15 protein-coding genes, 1 tRNA gene and 1 pseudogene are annotated in these 17,646 nt (G+C 63.9%); 9 read left to right on the forward strand and 8 right to left on the reverse strand.

The features are described from left to right. Positions 1-23: 23 nt before the first annotated feature. Positions 24-197 (reverse strand): PA1571 family protein, encoded by a 174-nt coding sequence (locus KY379_RS25320; RefSeq protein WP_165976069.1) that lies wholly within the window; start codon positions 195-197, stop codon positions 24-26. Between the two features lie 268 nt (positions 198-465). On the opposite strand from KY379_RS25320, the gene KY379_RS25325 reads away from it, so the two are divergent. The 3 genes and pseudogenes from KY379_RS25325 to KY379_RS27535 all read left to right on the forward strand — a co-directional run bounded on the left by KY379_RS25325 (position 466) and on the right by KY379_RS27535 (position 4,036). After that, complete coding sequence (locus tag KY379_RS25325) at positions 466-2,247, forward strand: ABC transporter transmembrane domain-containing protein (protein ID WP_133328665.1); 1,782 nt, start codon at positions 466-468, stop codon at positions 2,245-2,247. 745 nt (positions 2,248-2,992) lie between these two features. After that, a pseudogene (locus KY379_RS27530) lies at positions 2,993-3,103 on the forward strand (hypothetical protein); the annotation flags it as partial. A 228-nt stretch (positions 3,104-3,331) separates the two neighbouring features. Next, positions 3,332-4,036 carry a methyl-accepting chemotaxis protein gene (locus KY379_RS27535; RefSeq protein ID WP_409977300.1) on the forward strand — a complete coding sequence of 235 codons (705 nt, stop codon included), beginning with the start codon at positions 3,332-3,334 and terminating at the stop codon, positions 4,034-4,036. Between the two features lie 106 nt (positions 4,037-4,142). On the opposite strand, the gene KY379_RS25335 is transcribed toward KY379_RS27535, so the two are convergent. Further along, positions 4,143-4,219: transfer RNA gene (locus KY379_RS25335), tRNA-Pro, on the reverse strand. Between the two features lie 80 nt (positions 4,220-4,299). Next, positions 4,300-4,521, reverse strand: coding sequence for a YgdI/YgdR family lipoprotein (locus KY379_RS25340; RefSeq protein WP_133328661.1), 222 nt, complete (start codon positions 4,519-4,521; stop codon positions 4,300-4,302). Positions 4,522-4,697: 176 nt separating this feature from the next. Between KY379_RS25340 and moaB the strand changes: the two genes are divergently transcribed. Next, complete coding sequence (gene moaB, locus KY379_RS25345; protein ID WP_133328659.1) at positions 4,698-5,237, forward strand: molybdenum cofactor biosynthesis protein B; 540 nt, start codon at positions 4,698-4,700, stop codon at positions 5,235-5,237. 22 nt (positions 5,238-5,259) lie between these two features. After that, positions 5,260-6,447: a gephyrin-like molybdotransferase Glp gene (gene glp / locus KY379_RS25350; protein ID WP_133328928.1), complete on the forward strand. Its 1,188-nt coding sequence runs from the start codon at positions 5,260-5,262 to the stop codon at positions 6,445-6,447. Here glp and KY379_RS25355 read toward each other — a convergent pair. Beyond that, entirely contained in the window at positions 6,436-7,683 is a 1,248-nt protein-coding gene (locus tag KY379_RS25355) for a glycosyltransferase family 4 protein (RefSeq protein WP_133328657.1), read from the reverse strand. The two genes, glp and KY379_RS25355, sit on opposite strands and share 12 nt — an antisense overlap. 226 nt (positions 7,684-7,909) lie before the next feature. Between KY379_RS25355 and yegS the strand changes: the two genes are divergently transcribed. Continuing rightward, positions 7,910-8,797: a lipid kinase YegS gene (gene yegS / locus KY379_RS25360; RefSeq protein WP_261241676.1), complete on the forward strand. Its 888-nt coding sequence runs from the start codon at positions 7,910-7,912 to the stop codon at positions 8,795-8,797. Here the strand turns inward: yegS and KY379_RS25365 are convergent. The 3 genes from KY379_RS25365 to KY379_RS25375 all read right to left on the reverse strand — a co-directional run bounded on the left by KY379_RS25365 (position 8,781) and on the right by KY379_RS25375 (position 11,212). Further along, a complete protein-coding gene (locus tag KY379_RS25365) occupies positions 8,781-9,440 on the reverse strand; it encodes a response regulator (RefSeq protein WP_133328653.1) in 660 nt (219 codons plus the stop codon). The two genes, yegS and KY379_RS25365, sit on opposite strands and share 17 nt — an antisense overlap. Next, positions 9,430-10,326, reverse strand: coding sequence for a sensor histidine kinase (locus KY379_RS25370; RefSeq protein ID WP_261241673.1), 897 nt, complete (start codon positions 10,324-10,326; stop codon positions 9,430-9,432). Before KY379_RS25370 ends, KY379_RS25365 begins: the two co-directional genes overlap by 11 nt. Positions 10,327-10,702: 376 nt before the next feature. After that, positions 10,703-11,212: a histidine kinase gene (locus tag KY379_RS25375; RefSeq protein ID WP_196172156.1), complete on the reverse strand. Its 510-nt coding sequence runs from the start codon at positions 11,210-11,212 to the stop codon at positions 10,703-10,705. 342 nt (positions 11,213-11,554) lie between these two features. Here KY379_RS25375 and KY379_RS25380 point away from each other — a divergent pair, with 342 nt between their 5' ends. Together KY379_RS25380 and KY379_RS25385 are read left to right on the forward strand one after the other, a co-directional pair. Continuing rightward, positions 11,555-12,490: a chemotaxis protein CheV gene (locus tag KY379_RS25380; protein WP_196172138.1), complete on the forward strand. Its 936-nt coding sequence runs from the start codon at positions 11,555-11,557 to the stop codon at positions 12,488-12,490. A gap of 54 nt (positions 12,491-12,544) precedes the next feature. After that, positions 12,545-13,348 (forward strand): MOSC domain-containing protein, encoded by an 804-nt coding sequence (locus tag KY379_RS25385; protein ID WP_133328924.1) that lies wholly within the window; start codon positions 12,545-12,547, stop codon positions 13,346-13,348. Between the two features lie 80 nt (positions 13,349-13,428). Here the strand turns inward: KY379_RS25385 and KY379_RS25390 are convergent, their stop codons facing one another. Further along, positions 13,429-15,357 carry a transglycosylase SLT domain-containing protein gene (locus KY379_RS25390; protein ID WP_133328647.1) on the reverse strand — a complete coding sequence of 643 codons (1,929 nt, stop codon included), beginning with the start codon at positions 15,355-15,357 and terminating at the stop codon, positions 13,429-13,431. 222 nt (positions 15,358-15,579) lie between these two features. On the opposite strand from KY379_RS25390, the gene KY379_RS25395 reads away from it, so the two are divergent. Next, on the forward strand, positions 15,580-17,508 hold the full coding sequence (locus KY379_RS25395; protein ID WP_261241672.1) for an ATP-binding cassette domain-containing protein: 1,929 nt from the start codon (positions 15,580-15,582) through the stop codon (positions 17,506-17,508). Positions 17,509-17,646 lie beyond the last annotated feature (138 nt).

Consider the following 17,646-nt stretch of genomic DNA (forward strand, 5'->3'; position numbering starts at 1 on the left):
CCGGGTCGCAACGAATTCGTGTATCAGGCCTTTTTGGCTTTCTCGACCCGGCTTTCTTCCAAGGTCTTGCAGGCCTGCTGGATCATCTGCTCGGTGATCGGCACCTCGCGGCCTTCGGCATCGATGATCGAGCCGCATACCTGAGGCTGCGTCGGGGTGTGGTGCTTGGGGGTGTCGCTGCTATGCTGCAAGCTCATTTCCTGTCTCCTCATCAGGTTCAAGCTCAGGGTAACCCTGCGCCGTGACCAGCCTGTGACAACTCCGTCGGCCGTCACGGTAAACACAGTCCACCAGAAACCGTGGCAAAGCTCCATAGATCCGTTAGAACGAAAGGCTATAGAGACCGCCGCACCTCTCCCGCCGACTGTGTTCCGGTCATAGCTGCGACGTCGGCACCTGCGCCGGAGTTCCATGGGGCTGGATGAGTGGTAGGCTTGAGGCTTTCCCGCGCGCAGCGAGCCTTCCATGGTCGACCCCGTTTCTCCGCGTCAACGGCGCGCCTTGCTACTGGCCTGGCAGTTCATCCGTCCCTATCGCCGGCATGCGCTGCTGGCCTTGTTGGCGCTGGTGGTCACCGCTGGTATCACCTTGTCCATGGGGCAGGGCATCCGCCTGCTGGTCGACCAGGGCTTCATGACGCGTTCGGCACACCAACTCAACCAGACCATCGGCCTGTTCCTGGTGTTGGTTGTGGCCCTGGCGATCGGCACTTTCAGTCGGTTCTATCTGGTGTCGTGGATCGGCGAGCGCTGTGTGGCCGACATTCGTCGGGCTGTGTTCGATCACCTGATCGGCCTGCACCCTGGCTTCTTCGAAGACAACCGCAGCTCCGAGATCCAGTCGCGGCTGACCGCCGACACGACCTTGCTGCAGTCGGTGATCGGCTCGTCGCTGTCGATGTTCCTGCGCAACGCACTGATGGTGATCGGAGGCGTGGTGCTGTTGTTCGTCACCAACCCCAAGCTCACCAGTATCGTGGTGGTGGCGCTGCCACTGGTGCTGGCGCCGATCCTGCTGTTCGGGCGGCGGGTGCGCAGCCTGTCTCGGCAAAGTCAGGATCGCGTAGCCGATGTTGGCAGTTATGTCGCCGAAACCCTGGGCCAGATCAAGACCGTGCAGGCCTACAACCATCAGGAACACGACCGCACGCTGTTCGCCGGCACGGTCGAGGCCGCGTTCGACGTGGCGCGTCGGCGCATTGCCCAACGTGCCTGGCTGATCACCCTGGTCATCGTGCTGGTGCTCGGAGCGGTCGGGGCAATGCTCTGGGTCGGCGGCATGGACGTCATCGCAGGGCGCATCAGCGGTGGCGAACTGGCGGCCTTCGTGTTCTACAGCCTGATCGTCGGTAGCGCCTTCGGCACCCTCAGCGAAGTGATCGGCGAGTTGCAGCGTGCAGCCGGCGCTGCCGAGCGCATTGCCGAGCTGCTGGCAGCGCGCAGCGCGATCCTGCCGCCCTCGGTCCAAGTGTCGACGCCAGTGCGACGTGCCAAGGGCCATATCGCCTTGGAGGGCGTTTGTTTCGCCTACCCGTCGCGGCCCAAGGTCGCTGCTATCGACCACCTCGACCTGGTCATAGAACCCGGTCAGACCCTGGCCCTGGTAGGCCCGTCCGGGGCCGGCAAATCGACGTTGTTCGACCTGCTGCTGCGATTCTACGATCCCCAGCAGGGGCGCATCCTGCTTGACGGCCTGCCCATCGCTGACCTGCAGCCGAGCGAGCTGCGCGGTCAGTTCGCCCTCGTGGCGCAGAATCCAGCGCTGTTTCGCGGCAGCGTCGAGGCCAACATCCGTTATGGTCGGCCGGATGCCAGCCAGGCCGAGGTCGAGGCCGCGGCGCGCAGCGCCCACGCCGACGAATTCATCCAGCAGATGCCTCTGGGTTATCAGACCCAACTGGGCGAGGGCGGTATCGGCCTGTCGGGCGGCCAGCGCCAACGCCTGGCGATTGCCCGGGCGTTGCTGGTGGATGCGCCGATCCTGCTTCTCGACGAGGCCACCAGCGCCCTCGATGCACAGAGCGAGCATCTGATCCAGCAGGCGCTGCCGGGCTTGATGGCGGGCCGCACCACCCTGGTGATCGCCCATCGTCTGGCCACCGTGCAGCATGCCGATCGCATTGCGGTCATCGACAAGGGCAAGGTGGTCGCCGTGGGCAATCACCAACAGTTGCTCGAACGCAGTCCTCTGTATGCACGTTTGGCGTCTCTGCAATTCGCCAGCGGAGCGCCGGTGTCTCGGATGTAACAATTCTGTAGCAATAGCCTGGGAATATCTGGCTCAGCTGTTGTGTACGTGCTCGACCTGGCTGCTATCGAACGATGGCAGCTTTTTTTTGGCCTGGGCATGAGGACATGGATGTCTGTTGCGTTGCCTGGACGGCACCGTTTTCCTTTTCCTTTGTTCCCGAGATCCTATGTTGCGTAAATCCCTCAGAGTCCAGATTCTCAGTCTGCTCGGTGGCAGCCTGATAGCGATGCTGCTGATCGCCCTGGTGTGCTTCCAGTTCCTGTCCTCCAGCGTGCGCGGCTATGCCGAGCTGGTCGATGGCCCTCTCCGGGCGTCGCAACTGATCGACGAAGCCAACCTGCAGTTCAAGATCCAGGTGCAGGAGTGGAAGAACGTGTTGTTGCGTGGACGCAACCCTGGGGATCTCGACAAGTACTGGCAACAGTTCCAAGCCCGGGAACAGCAGGTCCAGCAACTGCTGGAGCAACTGATCGCCAGCAATGGCAACGGCGAGCTGGAAGCGCCACTGCGGGAGTTGCGTGACAGCCACCGGCAGCTTGGTCAGGCGTATGAGAAAGGGCGCCAGGCTTTCCTCGCTGCCGGTGGCGACCCCGTTGCGGGTGACCTGGCGGTAAAAGGCGTCGACCGTGCCGCGAGTGACCAGATGAGCGCGCTGGTCGAACAGCTACGCAGCGAATCCCGTGGTCGGGCGGCCAGCATCAGCGCCAGTGCCGAGCGTACCGTGTGGATGGGCCTGCTGGTGATGCTCGCCTCGGCGGTGCTGGTCGGGTTGTTCAGCCTGTGGCTGGTCAACCGCAGCCTGATCGCGCCAATCCGCCAGTTGATCGAGTACGTTGCGCAACTGAGCCAGGGCCGTTTTGCCGCCCACGTCGACGGACGCCGTGAGGACGAACTCGGGCGCCTGGCGCGTGCGGCCAATACCCTGCGCGACTTCCTCGCCGACACGGTCGGCCGGCTCAAGGACAACGCCCAGGAGCTCGAAGGCGCCAGCGGCCAGCTCAGCAGCATCGCCAGCGACATGGCCCGTGGCACCCAGGACCAGTTCCAGCGCACCGACCAAGTCGCCACCGCCATGCACGAGATGTCCGCCACGGCGCAGGAAGTGGCGCGCCACGCGGCCGAGGCGGCGCGGGCCGCCGATGATGCCGACCACAGTGCTCAGGCCGGTGAGCAGGTGATGCAGCAGACCATCGACATCATTGGCGCGGTCAACCAGGAAATCGCCGGCACCGCGGCGGTGATTCGGGACCTGGAAGCCGACAGTACCCGGATCGGCAAGGTATTGGAGGTCATCCGCGGCATCGCCGAGCAGACCAACCTGCTGGCGCTCAACGCCGCCATCGAGGCCGCGCGCGCCGGTGAGGCAGGGCGCGGCTTCGCCGTCGTCGCCGACGAGGTGCGTAGCCTGGCGCAGCGGACTGCGGCATCGATCGCTGAAATTCATCAGATCATCGACGCGGTGCAGTCCGGCGCGGTCGAGGCGGTCAAGGCCATCGAAAGCGGCCAGCAGCGCAGCGAGCAGGGCGCCGAGCAAGTGCAGCATGCCGGGCAGATGTTGCAGCGCATCACCCTGGCCGTGGAGGCGATCCGTGACATGAACCGGCAGATCGCCACGGCCGCCGAAGAGCAGACCAGCGTCGCCGAGGACATTTCGCGCAACCTGGTCGAGATCACCCGCATCGCTACTGCCAACCAAAAAGCGGTGCAGCACACCGAGCAGGCCGGGCAGCGTTTGCATGGCTTGTCGGGCCAGTTGGGCGAAGTGACGTCGCGGTTGACGGCCTGAGCGAGCTGTTCTGCGGGACGCTGTCTGTGGCCTAGGGATCGGGGCCGGCAGCAGCGACTTTTCCGAGGCACGAAAAAGCCCGCACAAGGCGGGCTTTTTGAGGATTTGGTCGGAGAGACAGGATTCGAACCTGCGGCCTTCTCGTCCCGAACGAGACGCGCTACCTGGCTGCGCTACACTCCGATGAACAAAATCCTACTGCATCCTTTTTTCGCGCGCAAGCCCTTGTTGTTAAAAGGGCATTTGCAAATCGGGACGCTCTATCACAGCTCTTTGACGGTACGGATCTGGTCCTTGTTCAAGCGCGTGCGCTTGCCGTCCAGTTGCTCGAATTCATAGAAGCCCGAGTCCTCGTCGAAGGTGGGCGTATCCACTGCCTGAATCTCGCGGCCGTCGTTCAGGGTGATCACGGTCGGCGAGGCGCAGCCGGCGAGGGCGCCGAGGCCCAGGGCGAGCAGGAAAGCGGGAAGCGTCCGTTGAATCATTGTGTTTCTCCAATGCGTTGATACCGATGACTGTAAGACGCAGTGCGTCCGAGCAAGTTCCATGCACAGTTCAGCATAGCGTCAATCCGCTGGCATTGACCGGAAACAACGGCGCAGTTGGCCGCAGCCTGCTGTGATATAACAGGCGCATCTTCTTCCCCTTGCGACGGAATCCCATGAAAGCCAAGGCAGATACCCCCTTCGTGGCGCTGAACATCGCCGTACTCACGGTCAGCGACACCCGTACCTTCGAGACCGACACGTCCGGCCAGATGTTCGTCGACCGCCTGACCGCAGCCGGTCACCAGTTGGCGGCACGCGTGCTGCTCAAGGACGACCTGTACAAGATCCGCGCTCAGGTCGCCACCTGGATCGCCGACGACCAGGTGCAGGTCGTGCTGATTACCGGCGGTACCGGCTTCACTGGCCGCGACAGCACCCCTGAGGCGGTAACCTGTCTGCTGGACAAACAGGTCGAGGGCTTCGGTGAGTTGTTCCGGCAGATATCCGTGGCCGACATCGGCACCTCGACCGTGCAATCCCGTGCATTGGCCGGCTTGGCCAACGGCACCTTGGTCTGCTGCCTGCCCGGCTCGACCAATGCAGTACGTACCGGCTGGGACGGCATTCTCGCCGAGCAGCTCGATGCCCGTCACCGTCCGTGCAACTTCGTCGCTCACCTGAAGCAGGCAGCGGCCTGTGAAAGCCGTGGTTGACGGCGGGCAGCCGGGCCCGCTGATGGCCGTGGAAGACGCCCTGAAGCGCCTGCTGGCGTTGGCCGAGGCGGCGCCGATCACCAGTACCGAGGTAGTCCCCCTGGCCGCTGCCGAGGGCCGCGTGCTGGCCGAGGATCTGATCGCCGGGCTCGACTTGCCGCCATGGCCCAACAGCGCCATGGACGGTTACGCCTTGCGTCTGGCCGATCTTGCCGGCGAGCCGTTGCCTGTGAGTCAGCGCATTTTCGCCGGTCACGCACCGCAACCCCTGCAGCCAGGGACCTGCGCCCGGATCTTCACCGGCGCACCGTTGCCGGAGGGTGCCGACTGCGTCGAAATGCAGGAGAACACCGAATCGCTCGAAGACGGCCGCGTGCGCTTTCTGCAGCCGCTCAAGCCTGATCAGAACGTTCGCCCCCAGGGCCAGGAAACGCGCAAGGGCGAGCAGGTCATGTTGGCAGGCACACGCCTTGGCCCAATCGAGCTGGGCCTTGCCGCGACCCTCGGCCATGGCCAGTTGACCGTGGTGCGGCGGGTGCGCGTGGCGGTGCTGTCCACCGGAGACGAGCTGGTGGAGCCCGGCTTGCCGTTGGGACCAGGGCAGATCTACAACAGCAACCGGCGCCTGCTGGTGAGCTGGCTGCAACGCTTGGGGTGCGACGTGGTCGACGCCGGCATCCTGCCGGATGACCTGGCGCTCACCCGGCAATGCCTGGGCGGCTTGGGTGATGTCGACCTGATCCTGTCCACCGGTGGTGTCTCGGTCGGCGAGGCCGATTTCCTCGGCGCTGCGCTGCGCGAAGCCGGCGAGCTGGCATTGTGGAAGCTGGCGATCAAACCCGGAAAACCGCTGACCTTCGGGCATTACCAAGGGGTGCCGGTGATCGGCCTGCCAGGTAACCCGGCGTCGACCTTGGTGACCTTTGGCCTGCTCACACGCCCTTACTTGTTGCGTCGCCAGGGCGTGACCGACGTCACGCCGCTGCGTTTCGACATGCCGGCAGGCTTCGACTGGCCCAAGGCGGGTACCCGGCGTGAATACCTGCGGGCGCGGATCGAGCAGGGCCAGGTGCGCATCTACAAGAACCAGAGTTCGGGTGTATTGCGCAGTGCGGCCTGGGCCGAAGGCTTGGTGGAAGTCAGGGAAGGCAGCACACCGAAGCCTGGCGACAGCGTGCCGTTCATTCCCTTCAGCGAGCTACTTGGCTGATCGCCCTAGCCAAGCGCCACCAGGTTGGTTGACGCCGGCCGGTGCCGCTTGACTCAGGCGCATGTGTACCGTTTCCAGTTGCTGGGCCACCACGTTCCAGTCGTGGCGCTGACGGGCGAACGCCCGGCCTGCCTCGCTCAGCTGACTCATGCGCCAGGGCTGGTTGAGCAGCTGCGTGATCAACAATGCCAACTGCCCACTGTCGTCGCCCCCCAGGTAGTGCTCGCCGTTGTTCAAGGCAAGCCCCGACACGCCTTTGCTACTGCTGATCACTGGTAATCCGGCGGCCATGGCTTCGAGAATCTTGACCTTCGAGCCACCGGCATAGCGCAGCGGGGCGAAGAAGATCGCTGCGCGCCGCTGCAGCTCGCGCAAGTCGGGGCGGTAGCCGACCCATTCGATTCGAGGGTCGTTCCAGTGGCGCTTCCAACTGGTGGGCAAGGCATGCCCGGCGATGGCCAGGCGCACCGCCGGATTGCTCATCCAGACCTGCGGCAGGATGTCCTCGAGGGCCCATTCGATCGCTTCGAGGTTGGCCGCACATTCGAAATCGCCGACGAACAGCAGCCGCTGGCTATGCAGCGCCGGTCGTACAGCCTGGTAGTAGTCGCAATCGACACCGTTGACCACCACATTGACCGGGCGCTGCGCGATCTGACTGATCAGTTCGGCATCATGGGCGCTGACGGCCACCACTTCGGTGGGCTGGCGCAACACCCGCTGCTCCCAGCGCCGGTAGCGCCAGCGGTCGAACGCGTTGAGCGGTCGCAGCCATAACGGCAGGCGGTCGTGGCTGGCGCCGCCCATCACCGATTCGAGGGTGTGTTCGCTCAGCAGGTAGGGCAGGCCGCGTGCCTGCAGCGCTTTCTCGAATGGCTGGAAACTGTAGCTATGCTCGATCTGGATGATGTCCCAGGGTTCGTCCAGCAACTGTTCGAACTGGTGCCGCAGGCAGGGCGCCAGGCCGTTGATGATGACACGCATGGGGTAGTCGATGATGGGCGAGGCGAGCAGGTTGAGTGGGCTATGCACAGCTCGCCTGGGCAACACGATCAGGCGTTCGAGCAACGGTTCGAGGGCGTCGCGTGCGGCGTCGCCGAGCGGCACCTTCGATTGCGCCAGCAAAGTGATGCGATGGCCATGCTGGGCCAGTGCGCGCAGCAGGTGATATTGCCGGGTCTTGCTGCCGCTGGTGGTCGGCCAGGGCAGGTAGGGAAGGGTCCAGAGTATGCGCATGACCGGAAATCCTCGCTGACGGCCACGGATAAAAAACGCGCCCATCGGTGAGCCAGCCATTGGCTGCTGCCGGAGCGCGTCCTTAGCTAACAGTAAAGCCCACGATGTGGCGTTCGCCCAGCGACCGACGATCAACGCTTTACCTTGGGCGTGCAGCATTGTGCGTGTGCCTGTGGTCGGAATACGGGTTGAACCTCTCAAACGGATCTATTCACGGAGTAGCGCGATGCAAGGGCCCAAGACGATGTTGATCCTGCATGGCAAGCAGGCCGCCAACGATGACGTGCGCGAAGCGGTCGGCGCCCTGCGCGAGCGCGGTAGCGCGATCGACGTGCGAGTGACCTGGGAAGCGGGGGATGCCCAGCGACTGGTGGGCGAAGCGCTGGCCGCCGGTTATGAGCGCATCGTGGCCGGCGGCGGCGATGGCACGTTGCGCGACGTGGCCGAAGCGATGGGCCTGGCCCGTACCGACGCGAGCCTGGCGCTGTTGCCGCTGGGTACCGCCAACGATTTTGCCCGCGCCGCGGGCGTGCCGTTGGAGCCTGCCGCCGCCCTGGCCTTGTTGGAGCGGCCGGCGTGCGCAGTGGACCTGGGGCAGGTCGGCGAACAGTTGTTCCTGAATATGGCAACCGGCGGATTCGGCAGTCAGGTGACGGCCAATACTTCCGAAGACCTGAAGAAAGTGCTTGGCGGGGCGGCCTACCTGTTCACCGGCCTGAGTCGGTTCAGCGAGCTGCAACCGGCGGAGGTGGAGCTGCAGGGCGAAGACTTCCATTGGCAGGGACAGTTGCTTGCCCTGGGTATCGGCAATGGTCGCCAGGCCGGTGGTGGGCAGGTGTTGTGCCCGGATGCGGTGGCTGACGACGGCCTGTTGGATATCGCCATCTTGCCCGCCCCCCAGGACGTGGTAGGGGCGTTGCGCGACCTGCTGGCCGGGGATGGGCTGTTCGTGCGCGCGCGCCTGGCCTGGGTGGAGATCAAGAGTTCTCAGGGGTTGGATATCAACCTCGACGGCGAGCCGCTGCAAGCCAGCAGCCTGCGCTTCTCGGCGCTACCCGGTGCCTTGCGTGTACACTTGCCTGCCGATTCGCCGCTGCTCAGTCATCCAGGCTGATGATCTTCTCGCGTACCGCGAACAGCACCAGGCCCGCCACGTCATAGATCTGCAGGCGTTTCATGATCTGCGAGCGGTGGGTCTCCACGGTCTTGATCGACAGGCCCAGGCCCTGGGCGATCTCGCGGGTGGATTTGCCCCGCACGATCAGCCGCAGGATCTCCAACTGGCGCGCGGTGAGGTTGTGGCGATTGGCATTGGGGTGCTTGCCGGTCTGGGCACGCATCAGGGCCTGGTTGATCACGGTGTGGGCGATGGCCGGACTGAGGTAGCGCTCGCCGGCGCGCAGGGCGGTCAAGGCCTGTTCCAGTTCGGTGGCGGTGGTGTCTTTGAGCAGATAGCCATGGGCGCCGCTTTCCAAGGCCCTCATGATCAGGTCCGGGTCGGTGTGCATCGACAGGATCAGCACTTTGCAAGCATTGCCCTCGGCGCGCAGCTGGGTCAGGGCATCCAGCCCGCTGGTCGAGCGCATCGAGATGTCCAGCAGGACGATATCCGGCACCAGGTCGCGCACCTGCTCCAGAAGCTGGTCACCATCGTCGGCCTCCCCGACCACGGTATAGCCCGGGATGTCTGACACCAGGGCGCGTACCCCGGCACGTATCAGCGAGTGGTCGTCCACCAGCAACAATCTACAGGTCATTGTAAACAGGGGTCCTGGCGCGTTCGTGGGTGCGGGGTGGCCATGGGAACAAGACATCGATCCGGGTGCCGAGGCCGAGCTGGCTGGTGATGTTCAACTGGCCCTGCAATGCGGTGGCACGCTCCTGCATGCCGGCCATGCCACGCTGGCCGGCGGTGGCAGGGTCGGCGGCCGGGACGAAACCGCGGCCGTCGTCCTGGATCAGCAATGCAAGGCCGGCCGGGCTGCGTTGCAGCCGTATGATCAGGTTGTGCGCCTGCGCGTGGCGTAGCACATTGGTCACCGCTTCCTGGGTGATGCGGTAGGCGGCCATCGCCACCTCTTCGGAAATCCCCCCCAGGCGTTGCTGGCATTCCAGGCTCCAGTTCAGGTCGCTGCGGTCCAGGGTCCGCAGCAGGTGCGCACGCAGGCTGGCCTCCAGGCCAAGGCTCGCCAGCTGACGGGGATTGAGCAGGGCGGACACGTCACGCACGTTGCTCAGGGTGGTTTCCAGCGTGCTGCGCAAGGTATCGCATTGACCTTGAACCTCGTTCGGCAGACGGCGCTGCAACCACTGCAACTGCAGCTTGGCGGCAGTGAGTGACTGGCCGATGTCGTCGTGAAGTTCACGGCTCAGCCGCTGGCGTTCGTTTTCCTGGACCTTGAGCATGCGGTCGGCGAGTTCGGCCGGATGCAGGTTGATCGAGCGCGCCCAGCGGCGCAGGTGCCAGGCAACGCCGAGCGTGGCGACCAATTGCAGGGCGATCAAGCTCGCCGGCAACGCTTGCCCTGCCATGCACACGGCCAGGTTGGCGGCCAGGGAGGCTACGCACAGCATGCTCGTCGTCCAGCGCAGCAGGGCAGTGCGGGAGCAGCGACGCAGAGGGATCTTCAAGCGTGGGAACATAGATAGGGAAGCCACTGAAGTCTTGCTGATGGAGGCCTTGTGCATGTCTAACCAGAGGCTTGGCGTCGTGCTTACGAGCGAATCGCGAGTGTGATGGAAGTTGCCCCTACATGCGCGCTACGCGGATTTGCCGGCGCGTATGGTAACACTTCAAGTTGATTTGGTCGCGGCTGGCTCGGTGCTGGAAACCTCTGGATTTGCGGGGCGATTCTGCCGTTTTTCGGTTCGCGCTGGATGGCTAAGTGCTACTACTTGGGGCATGCCAAGTTCAACTTCGTTGCCTGCGCAAGACGCGCGGCGATACAACTTGCTGAACTTCCCTGGGGCCCCGGAATTCATAAGGGCGTCTGCGCTTAGTTGCACTTTACCGCCGCCTCTAGTGCGGTCGATTGGGCGCGCCTGGGAAGCTGGTATTCGATGGATAAGGGAGTGGATGAGCGCACAAGTTGCCCTCGGTGCGGCAGGCCGAGCAAGCATTGGGCAAGGGCTGGCCGAGCACGCTGGCGAGGTCGGTCAACAGATCGGTTTGCTCACTGGCGTCGAGGTTCAAGCGCCCTGTGTGAACATCCACCAGCTCCAGTTGCCAGGCCAGAAGGGTCAGACACGCCTCCACCGCAGGCAGGGCCTCGGGCAGCAGACGCTGCTGGTGGCATGCCGGAGCCAGTAGCAATTGAAGGCCGGCAGCGTAGTGGGCGACTTCGACCAGACGTAGGTCATTGGCGCGACGGGCGAGGGTCTCGAGGGCACTGTGCAGGCATTGGCAAGCATCAGGATCGTTGTCGATCAGTTCCAGGTGGTGCAAGCATTCCTGGGACTGCGTCAGCAATACCTGCGCGTCCAGCAGGAATTCCTGCAGGGCGCCGCTGTTCAAGGGTGGGGTATCCATCATGTGACTCCAGCACGGTGGGCGGGAGCGATGAAGTGCCACGCGAAAACGATTGCTAGCAAAAGCCTGACTCCATTCATGCAATGAGAATGGCGTCACATTAATGGCTAAAGGATATCGCGAACATCAGGTTGCGCCCGATTGCCTCTAGGGGTTTCCCTGATAGGAGTCTAGGGGTGGCAAGGTGAAGCGGAGCTGACTGAGTGTCCGAAGTAAAGCATGATGGTAAAGTGATATCAATCGGCTTCGTAGCAATTTTACCGGGGGGTCAAGCTGGGCGCGAAGCCGCCGATACAAGGCCGATGAACTCACCTTTTCCGACAAAAGCCTGGAGGCTTTCCAATGGCTGGCATTCTCGACACGGTAGACCAACGCACGCAACTGGTAGGTGAGAACCGCCTGGAAATCCTGATGTTCCGCCTGGCCGGGCGCCAGTTGTTCGCGATCAACGTGTTCAAGGTCCAGGAAGTGCTGCAACTGCCCAAGCTTACCCTGATGCCGCAGCGCCATGCCTACGTCTGTGGCGTGGTCAACCTGCGTGGCCAGACCCTGCCAGTGATCGACCTGTCCCAGGCTATTGGCATGCGCCCCCTGCAACCGGGACCAGGCAGCACGATCATCGTCGCCGAGTATAACCGCTCGGTGCAAGCCTTCCTGGTGGGGGGCGTCGACCGCATCGTCAACATGAACTGGGATGCCATCATGCCGCCGCCCACCAGCGCCGGACGCCAGCATTACCTGACCGCCATCACCAAGGTCGATGACCAACTGGTGGAGGTGATCGATGTGGAGAAAGTCCTGGCCGAAATCGTGCCCTACAACGCGCGGGTTTCGAGCGAAAAACTGTCCGATCCAGTGCTTGCCCGTGCCCGTGGCTGCGAGGTATTGCTGGTGGACGATTCCAACGTCGCCCTGGCGCAGTTGCGCGATACGCTGTCGCAGTTGGGGATGAAGCTGCATGTGGCCAGCGACGGTCTCAAGGCGTTGCGCATGCTCAAGGCCTGGGCCGATGCCGGCGAAGATGTCTGCGAAAAGCTGCTGATGGTGTTCACCGACGCCGAAATGCCGGAAATGGACGGCTATCGCCTGACCACCGAGATACGTAACGACCCACGACTGCGTCGCCTCTACGTGGTGCTGCACACGTCGCTGTCGGGCAGCTTCAACGAGTCGATGGTGAAGAAGGTCGGTTGTGACAACTTCCTCTCCAAGTTCCAGCCGGATCGCCTGGTGGAGGTGGTCAAGCAGCGCCTGCAACTGGATACCACCGCTGGGTGATCGTTGCGTCCAGGTATAAGCTGGACGTTTTACGATGGTACGAGGCCAGTGGGGATGTATCTCAGCGAGTTGTATCGGTATCCGGTGAAGTCGGGGCAGGGGCAGTCTCTGCCAGCATCGGCAGTGGATCATCTGGGTTTGCAGGGCGATCGGCGCTGGATGGTGGTGGAGGCGGACAACGGACGCTTCCTGACCCAGCGCGCCTGGCCGCAACTGGGGCGCATCCAGGCAGGCTACGGTGAAGCGGGGCAGTTGCTGCTGCAGGCCTCCGGCCACACCCTTCTTGAGGTGGCCGTGCCGGAGGCTGACGACAACCTGCGAGGCGTGACCATTTGGCGTGACACGCTGCGTGTGCCCGATGCGGGCGATGCGGCCGCGGACTGGCTCAGCCAGTTGCTGGGCAAACCGGTGCGCCTGGTGTATTGCCCCGAGCCCCGGGCGCGTTACCTGCCCAATGGTTATGGCCTGAACAGCGACCGTGCGGCGTTTCCCGACGGCTTTCCCTTGTTGCTGATCGGCCAGGGCTCGCTGGATGAACTGAACCGGCGCATTGGTCGGCCAATGCAGATGCTGCGTTTCCGACCGAACCTGGTGGTGCAGGGAGCAGGACCGTTCGCCGAAGATGGCTGGAAGCGGATACGCATCGGCGCACTGCAGTTTCGCCTGCTCAAACCCAGTGTGCGTTGCATCCTGACCACGCTGGACCCGGCGACCGGCGAGCGCAGTGCAGACCGGGAACCTTTGACGACGCTCAAGACATTCCGCGAGAAAGAGGGCGATGTGTTGTTCGGGCAGAACCTGGCGGTCGATGGCAGCGGCGTGCTGGAGGTGGGAATGCCCGTGGAGATCCTGGAGTAGCGCGGTGGTTGGGGGAGCGACGTGCGTTGCCGATGGGTCGCAACGCCGCTCCGTTCATCAGGCGGTGCCAGGGGCTGGCCTCACATGTCGTCGAAATACCGCTCGTGCCAGTCCACCAGCGGCTGGGGCGCGTTGAGCTTCTGGCCATAGATGACCGAGTAGGACAACACGTTCTGCACGTATTGGCGGGTCTCGTCGAATGGGATCGATTCGACCCACACGTCGAAGCTCAGGTGCTTGGCGCCGCGCAGCCATTGCCGCACGCGCCCAGGCCCGGCGTTATAGGCTGCCGAGGCGAGCACCCGGTTGCCGTTGAACTGGCTGTGCACCTGACTCAGGTAGGCAGCGCCGAGCTGGATGTTCTTGTCCGGGTTGAGCACTTGTGCGGGCGAGGCCAGTGGAATGCTGAACTTGCGAGCGGTCTCCTTGGCCGTGGCCGGCATGAGCTGCATCAGGCCGCTGGCGCCGACCGGGGAGCGGGCGTCTTCCATGAAGGCGCTTTCCTGGCGGGTGATGGCGAAGACCCAACTCGAATGCAATCCACGGACCTTGGCTTCGCGCACCAGGGTGTCGCGGTGGGCCATCGGGAAGCGGATGTCCAGATCATCCCAGTACTTGGCCTGGCTGATGGTGCGGATGGCGGGGAAGTACCAGCGCAACTCGTAGGCCAGGCGCGCCTGTGCGACCATTTCGTCGCGGGTGAAGTGCCGGCTCACGTGATACCACTCACGACGGCCATCGACGATCTGGCCGCGCGCATGGAATTCCAGGGCGCGCTGGATGCCAGGGGTGTTGCGCACCTTGTTCACCAATTGCGGGCTCAGCGCCAGCGGACGGTTGTTGAGCTGATACGGTGTCTGCGCCCGATCGGCGGCGAGGAAGCCATAGAAGTCGCGCTCGCGGGCCACGGTCTTGTACAGCAGCGGGATCTGCGGATTGTTCGGCTGGGCCAACTCCAGGCTGCGGGCCTGCCAATACTTCCAGCGGCTGCTTTCGGCGAGGTCCTGCGGCAGGCGCTTGGTCAGCTCGTAGGCCTCTTCCCAGCGACCCAGGCGCAGCAGTAGACGCAGACGCCATTCGCTGACGGTATTGTCCCTCAGCTGTGGGTCATAGCGGGTCATCAGATCGAGGGCGCGGGGATCGTAGCGGCGGGCCAGAGTGAGCCCGATTTCCCGGGCGATGGCGACCTTTTCTTCAGCCGAGAAATGCATGCGCCGGGCGTAGTCGTCGAGCAGTGCCATGGCCCGGTCCGGGTCCTGGCGGGCCAGGCGGCGCAGACCGAGGCTGACCACGTCGGACATCGCCTCGTTGGCAGGTACGAAACGCGATGGCTGATCGAGCAGTTGGGGCTTCTGCGCGACGTCCACCAGCAACCGGCCTTGGGCACCGAGTGTGGGTAGCGTCTTGACCAGGCTGTTGGCCAGGCTGTAGTTGCGTGCCTGGGCGGCCAGCTTGGCGCGCTGCCAACGCTTGGCCTCGGTGAGTTGACCTTCGGCGGCCCACATGCCGAACAGCGTGTCGCAGGTGGCGGGCTGCGACTTGCCCACGTTCCAGGCCTTCTCCGCAGTGGCGAAACCTTCGGCGCGCAGGCCGTGGCTCAACTCGTACTGGCCGTTCAGGCAGTCGAGTTCGGTGAAGTTGAGCTTGGGGTCGTAGTAGCGACGGAAGGTGTCCCATTCGCCGCGCTCGGCCAGCCAGCGCAACCAGCGCAGTTTCATCCAGTTGGCCTGGGGCAGGTCACCGTGCTTGGCCAGGAAGGCTTCGATCTCCTGGTTGCTGGCGCTTTTAAGTCGAGCGGTCAGCTCATCGTAGGCCAGGTACGGGGTCAGCGGGTAATCGCGCAGCGCCTGGGCGTTGCGCAGGTAGGGGCCCTTGTCGCCTTTGGCCAAGGCACGCTTGGCCTCGTCATAGAGCTGGCGTTGCTGGGCTAGATCGGTGGCTTGCGCCGCACTCGCGGTGGCGGCGGTGAGCAGCAGGCATGAAGCAATCTGTAACAGGCGGCTGCGCATGATACGTCCGGGCAGTTGAACCATGGGGAAGTGACGGCTGAGCCAGCACTGTTGGAAGCGATTGGTCTTAGCTTAGCCGGTTGCCGGTAGTGGGTGAAAGCACTGTGCTTGTATCAAGGCATTTACCCCGACCAGGCGTCGTAAAGCTCGCTCTTGGCCGACGGGCTGATGCCGTGCAGGCCCAAGTCAGGTAGAATGCGCCCCCGCTTTCTGGAGACGAACATGACCCTGCTCAAATTCAGCGATGTGTCCCTCGCATTCGGCGCAATGCCGCTGCTGGACAAAGTATCCTGGCAGATCGCCCGTGGCGAGCGGGTGTGCATCATCGGCCGCAACGGTACTGGCAAGTCGAGCATGCTGCGCCTGGTCAAGGGCGAGCAGAAGGGCGACGACGGCGAGATCTGGCGCGCCCCCGGTCTGAAGATCGGCGAGCTGCCTCAGGAGTTGCCGGTGGCCGACGAGCGCAGCGTGTTCGACGTGGTGGCCGAGGGCCTCGATGGCGTCGGTGCCTTGCTCGCCGAATACCACCACCTGAGCCAGAACATCCAGGGTGACGAAGACCTGGAAAAACTCATGCGCGTTCAGCACGAGCTCGAAGCCCGTGACGGCTGGCGCCTGCAGCAGGTGGTGGAAAGCACCCTCAGCCGCCTGCAACTGCCTGCCGACAAGACGCTCGCCGAGCTCTCCGGTGGCTGGCGGCGGCGTGTGCTGCTGGCCCAGGCGCTGGTTTCCGAGCCGGACCTGTTGCTGCTCGACGAACCGACCAACCACCTGGACATCGGTGCCATTGCCTGGCTCGAGGAGGCGCTGAGCACCTTCAACGGTGCGGTGCTGTTCATCACCCACGACCGTTCGTTCCTGCAGAACCTGGCCACGCGCATCCTCGAACTCGACCGCGGCGGCCTGATCGACTGGAACGGTGACTACGCCAGCTTCCTGGTGCACAAGGAGGCTGCGCTGGCGGCCGAGGAAACCGCCAACGCGCTGTTCGACAAGCGCCTGGCCCAGGAGGAAGTGTGGATCCGCCAGGGGATCAAGGCCCGCCGCACCCGCAACGAAGGCCGCGTGCGTGCGCTCAAGGCGCTGCGGGTCGAGCGCAGCGAGCGCCGTGAACGTCAGGGCAGGGCCAATATCCAGATCGAGGCGGCGGAAAAGTCCGGCAAGCAGGTCATGGTGCTGGAGAACGTCAGTTTCGCCCATGCCGACGGCCCGATGCTGGTGAAGGATTTCTCCATGGTTCTGCAGCGTCAGGACCGCATCGGCCTGCTCGGTGCCAACGGTACCGGCAAGACCACCTTGCTCAAGCTGATGCTCGGTGATCTGGAGCCCACTGCGGGCAAGGTAGAGCGCGGCACCAAGCTGGAAGTCGCCTATTTCGACCAGATGCGTCACCAGCTGGACCTGGAGAAAACCGTGATCGACAACCTGGCCGAAGGTCGGGACTTCATCGAGATCGACGGTCAGAACCGCCATGTACTGAGCTACCTCGGCGATTTCCTGTTCAGCCCGCAGCGGGCCCGGACGCCGGTCAAGGCCCTGTCCGGAGGCGAGCGTGCGCGCCTGCTGCTGGCCAAGCTGTTCAGCAAGCCGGCCAACCTGCTGGTGCTCGACGAACCGACCAACGATCTGGACGTCGAGACCCTCGAACTGCTCGAAGAAGTGTTGTGCAACTACAAGGGCACCGTGCTGATGGTCAGCCACGACCGGGCCTTCCTCGACAACGTGGTCACCAGCACCCTGGTCTTCGAAGGGCAGGGCAAGGTGCGCGAATATGTAGGTGGCTACGAGGACTGGATTCGTCAGGGCGGCTCGCCGAAGCTATTGGGCGTGACCGAGAGCAAGGGCGGCAAGTCCGAGCTCAACAGTGCCGTGGTGGAAAAACAGGCGGCCGAGCCTGCGCCGGCTCCCGTTGCCGCAACGGCCGATGCATCGAAGAAGAAGCTGAGCTACAAGCTGCAGCGTGAGTTGGAGATGTTGCCGGGTCAGATCGACGAACTGGAACAGCGGATGGCTGAAGTCCAGGAAGAGGTCAATGCGTCGGGCTTCTATCAGCGTCCGATCGAGGAGACGTCGGCGGTGCTGGCGCAGCTGGAGAAGCTGCAGGGCGAGCTGGATGTGCTGGTCGAGCGCTGGGCTGAGCTGGAAGGCTGATGCGTGTTTGATCTGTAACGGCCTCTTCGCGGGACAAGCCCGCTCCCACAGGCGCACCCCACAGCAGGGTGGGTGCGGGGTTGTGCCCCGAAACGGCCGCGGCCGCCTACATAAATACGTATTATGCAACCCCCCAGC

It is taken from the genome of Pseudomonas sp. HD6422 (assembly GCF_025377065.1).
Taxonomy (GTDB): Bacteria; Pseudomonadota; Gammaproteobacteria; order Pseudomonadales; family Pseudomonadaceae; genus Aquipseudomonas; species Aquipseudomonas putida_U.

Bases quoted from the DNA above. Each gene is read 5' to 3' on its own strand.
- KY379_RS25320 (WP_165976069.1), bottom strand. From the start codon at position 197: ATGAGCTTGCAGCATAGCAGCGACACCCCCAAGCACCACACCCCGACG.
- KY379_RS25325 (WP_133328665.1), top strand. From the start codon at position 466: ATGGTCGACCCCGTTTCTCCGCGTCAACGGCGCGCCTTGCTACTGGCC.
- KY379_RS27535 (WP_409977300.1), top strand. From the start codon at position 3,332: ATGTCCGCCACGGCGCAGGAAGTGGCGCGCCACGCGGCCGAGGCGGCG.
- KY379_RS25340 (WP_133328661.1), bottom strand. From the start codon at position 4,521: ATGATTCAACGGACGCTTCCCGCTTTCCTGCTCGCCCTGGGCCTCGGC.
- moaB (WP_133328659.1), top strand. From the start codon at position 4,698: ATGAAAGCCAAGGCAGATACCCCCTTCGTGGCGCTGAACATCGCCGTA.
- glp (WP_133328928.1), top strand. From the start codon at position 5,260: ATGGCCGTGGAAGACGCCCTGAAGCGCCTGCTGGCGTTGGCCGAGGCG.
- KY379_RS25355 (WP_133328657.1), bottom strand. From the start codon at position 7,683: ATGCGCATACTCTGGACCCTTCCCTACCTGCCCTGGCCGACCACCAGC.
- yegS (WP_261241676.1), top strand. From the start codon at position 7,910: ATGCAAGGGCCCAAGACGATGTTGATCCTGCATGGCAAGCAGGCCGCC.
- KY379_RS25365 (WP_133328653.1), bottom strand. From the start codon at position 9,440: ATGACCTGTAGATTGTTGCTGGTGGACGACCACTCGCTGATACGTGCC.
- KY379_RS25370 (WP_261241673.1), bottom strand. From the start codon at position 10,326: ATGTTCCCACGCTTGAAGATCCCTCTGCGTCGCTGCTCCCGCACTGCC.
- KY379_RS25375 (WP_196172156.1), bottom strand. From the start codon at position 11,212: ATGGATACCCCACCCTTGAACAGCGGCGCCCTGCAGGAATTCCTGCTG.
- KY379_RS25380 (WP_196172138.1), top strand. From the start codon at position 11,555: ATGGCTGGCATTCTCGACACGGTAGACCAACGCACGCAACTGGTAGGT.
- KY379_RS25385 (WP_133328924.1), top strand. From the start codon at position 12,545: ATGTATCTCAGCGAGTTGTATCGGTATCCGGTGAAGTCGGGGCAGGGG.
- KY379_RS25390 (WP_133328647.1), bottom strand. From the start codon at position 15,357: ATGCGCAGCCGCCTGTTACAGATTGCTTCATGCCTGCTGCTCACCGCC.
- KY379_RS25395 (WP_261241672.1), top strand. From the start codon at position 15,580: ATGACCCTGCTCAAATTCAGCGATGTGTCCCTCGCATTCGGCGCAATG.